This window comes from Bacillus bruguierae (genome assembly GCF_037104725.1).
Lineage (GTDB): Bacteria > Bacillota > Bacilli > Bacillales > Bacillaceae_G > Bacillus_A > Bacillus_A bruguierae.
Genome location: NZ_JBAWSX010000038.1, coordinates 1 through 3,166, shown reverse-complemented (window position 1 = coordinate 3,166; position 3,166 = coordinate 1). Strand labels below are relative to the sequence as shown.

Annotated in this window: 3 protein-coding genes; all 3 read right to left on the bottom strand. The window is 40.8% G+C overall.

Annotation, left to right across the window (positions count from 1 at the left end; translation table 11 throughout):
• Positions 1-106 precede the first annotated feature (106 nt).
• Positions 107-1,942, bottom strand: coding sequence for an amidohydrolase (locus tag WAZ07_RS26040; protein WP_336474709.1), 1,836 nt, complete (start codon positions 1,940-1,942; stop codon positions 107-109).
• Between the two features lie 13 nt (positions 1,943-1,955).
• Entirely contained in the window at positions 1,956-2,549 is a 594-nt protein-coding gene (locus WAZ07_RS26035) for an antibiotic biosynthesis monooxygenase (RefSeq protein ID WP_336474708.1), read from the bottom strand.
• Positions 2,546-3,166: hydrolase (locus WAZ07_RS26030; RefSeq protein WP_336474707.1), on the bottom strand; the 621-nt coding region annotated here is incomplete at its 5' end. The genes WAZ07_RS26035 and WAZ07_RS26030, both read right to left, overlap by 4 nt.

Here is a 3,166-nt window from a genome sequence, read left to right as displayed (position 1 = left end):
CCATATTACCATTATGATCTTAATACCATTACTATTTGGGTCCGTCCTCGGCCCCAAACCCTTATTGTAGAAAGAAAACCACCGGCATTAGACCAGTGGTTCTGACTTAGAAAGCAAAGCAAGTACAACCAATACCCCATTTAGTTCCATCTTTTCCTATTACGGTATGAGTGTGTTGATGGAGAGGGTTACTGCAACTATGTAACTTGTGATCATGGGCATCGTGAGAAAGTATATTGTGGGCTAGGTTAGCACCACCATAACCATAAACTCCCGTCGGTGCCCAATCAGGTGATGCTGGCGGCAATTCAGGTGATAAATTTTTAAATTCATCATTCCCATAAACAACCTGCCCACCCATAATAGTGAGTAATGATTCAAGGTCTTTGATTTCTTCTTCTGGCACAGTAAAGTAGTCAGCAGACAATACAGCAATATCAGCAAACTGACCTATTGCAAGGGTTCCCTTTTTACCTTCATCACCAGAGAACCACGCACTTCCTTTGGAATATAATTCCAGAGCTACTTTTCTGTCAAGTTTATTCTTTTCATCGTATATCGAAAGACCACCAATGGTTTTTCCGGCAACCATCCAGTAAAGAGCAACCCAAGGGTTATAGCTGGAAACCCTGGTTGCATCACTACCGGCGCCAACAGGTATACCCAGGTCTAACATACGATAAATCGGGGGAGTACGCTTTGCAGCTTCTTTTCCGTATAAATCAACAAAGTATTCACCTTGGAAAGCCATGCGGTCTTGGATGGCAATACCGCCATTTAAAGCCTTAACACGTTCCATACTACGATCTGAGATTGTTTCTGCATGGTCAAACCACCAGCGTAGACCATTAAAAGGAATTTCTCTGTTGACTTCCTCAAAAACATTTAAGAAACGTGTTATTGACTCGTCATAAGTTGCATGTAAACGGAATGGCCAACGGTTTTCCACCAATAGAGAAATTACTTTCTTTAAGTCAGCTTCCATCACCGTAGCTAGTTCGGGCCGCGGCATTTGAAATTTTTCAAAATCGGCTGCCGAGAATACTAACATTTCTCCGGCACCATTCATTTTATACTTATCATTTCCTTGACCCGGAGAAACAATTTTTGCCCATGAAGCAAAGTCTTCATATTCATGATTTGGATTTTGCGTAAATAGATTATACGCAATACGCAAAGTTAACTGTTCTTTCTCGGCTAAATGTTCAACAACTTTGTAATCATCAGGATAATTTTGGAATCCACCACCTGCGTCAATGGCACTTGTGATACCTAATCTATTTAATTCGCGCATAAAATGGCGAGTTGAGTTAATCTGGTCGTCAAAATTAAGTACTGGAGCTCTACCCAAACTTGAATAAAGAATAGAAGCGTTAGGATTGGCAATTAAAAGACCCGTTGGATTACCTCGTTTATCCCGCTCAATTAAACAGCCCGGAGGGTCTGGGGTATCTTTTGTGTATCCCAGTGCACGCAGCCCTGCACGATTTACAAGTGCTCTATCGTAAAGATGTAGTACAAAGACAGGCGTGTCTTCAGAAACAGCATTAATCTCTTCCAAAGTTGGCATCCGTCTCTCTTTAAATTGAAATTCAGACCAACCTCCAACTACTCTTACCCACTGAGGAGCAGGTGTACGTCTTGCCTGCTCTCTAAGCATTTCCAGAGCAATAGCAAGTGATGGCACACCTTCCCAGCGCAATTCCATATTATAATGAAGACCGCCACGAATAACGTGTATATGAGAGTCATTCAAGCCCGGAATAGCTCTCTTTCTTTTAAGGTCTATTTTTTTGGTTTTTTCTGTGGCACTATCAAGAAGCTCATCTCCACCTACTGCAGTGACTAAACCATCAGTTATGGCGATAGCCGATACCTCAGGTTGAGATGGGTCAAGGGTAGTGATTTTTCCGTTATATAAGATCATATCCGGTAAATTCATGTTCACACCTCATCTACTTCCTATTATTCTGTAACCATGGATGAAATATTTTACCGAGAATCGGCATGACTACCCATGATAGCAAGGACACTATGCATACAGAAACAAAAAAAGCTGATATAATAGGATTCATATTTTTTATAATAGGTCCTATCACTTTAGGAACCAACATGCTAAGAGGCCATACACCAAGAACGGTAACAATAGACATTTTCCATTTTGGCGGTGGAACTGGCGTTTTCGGAGTAACAAACCAATAAGCCAAACTGCTTTCAGTTTTGTAAGTTGGATTAGTAGCTTGAAATTGTTCTGCCTTTTTTAACAAATCTCGACGAATATCTGATTCTTGCCAAGCACGTAGATTCTCATACGTATCAAAGCGAAAAATAACAGTATACTCTCTGGATCCGTTATTGGGGACTATTAGATTTACGCCTAAATGCCCTGGGAATTTAGTAGCGGCAGCTTCGATTTCATGTCTCCATGTTTCAAACTGTTTTTCTCTACCTTCTTGAATTTCCCATGTAACAATCGTTGTTACTGGACCGCCAGCATTCATCGTGTTCCTTGTATGAGTTTCTCCGGCAGTTACTCTTTCTTGTTTCATATTTTCCTGCTTGGAAGCGCGCCATGTACCATAGTATATGCGTATTCTACGCCTTGACCATAAGCGCCAGTGTGCTCTTTTACAATTTCCATAACAGCATCATAAGTGTCTTTGCGTGCCCAGTCACGTTGGTATTCAAGTAAAACTTGAATTGCTGTCACTGGAATTGCTCCAGCTTGTTCTACACGACGCATAGCAGCGTTATGTGCTGTCAAACTAGTACCACCTGAAGCATCATCAACTGCATAAACTTCATAGCCAGCTTTAATTGCTTCAAGCACAGGGAATGCAAGGCAAACTTCAGTCCAAAGTGCTGCAAATATCAATTTCTTTCTACCTGTTGCTTTAACTGCCTCAACAAATTTTGAATCTTCCCAAGAGTTCATTGAACTACGTTCTATAATTTCATGGTTTGGGAATATGTCAAGAATTTGTGGCCAAAAATAACCAGAAAAGCTGCGTGTTTCAACTGTGGTAAGAATAGTAGGTACGTTAAAAACTTTTGCTGATTTAGCAAGCAGCATAACGTTATTAATCAATGTTTGTCTGTCAATGCTTGCAACTCCAAAAGTCATTTGAGGCTGAAAATCGATCAAAATTAATGCACTGTTCTCCGG

What these genes read in the sequence shown, in the direction of transcription:
- WAZ07_RS26040 (WP_336474709.1), bottom strand. Translation starts at nt 1,942, where the DNA reads ATGAATTTACCGGATATGATCTTATATAACGGAAAAATCACTACCCTT.
- WAZ07_RS26035 (WP_336474708.1), bottom strand. Translation starts at nt 2,549, where the DNA reads ATGAAACAAGAAAGAGTAACTGCCGGAGAAACTCATACAAGGAACACG.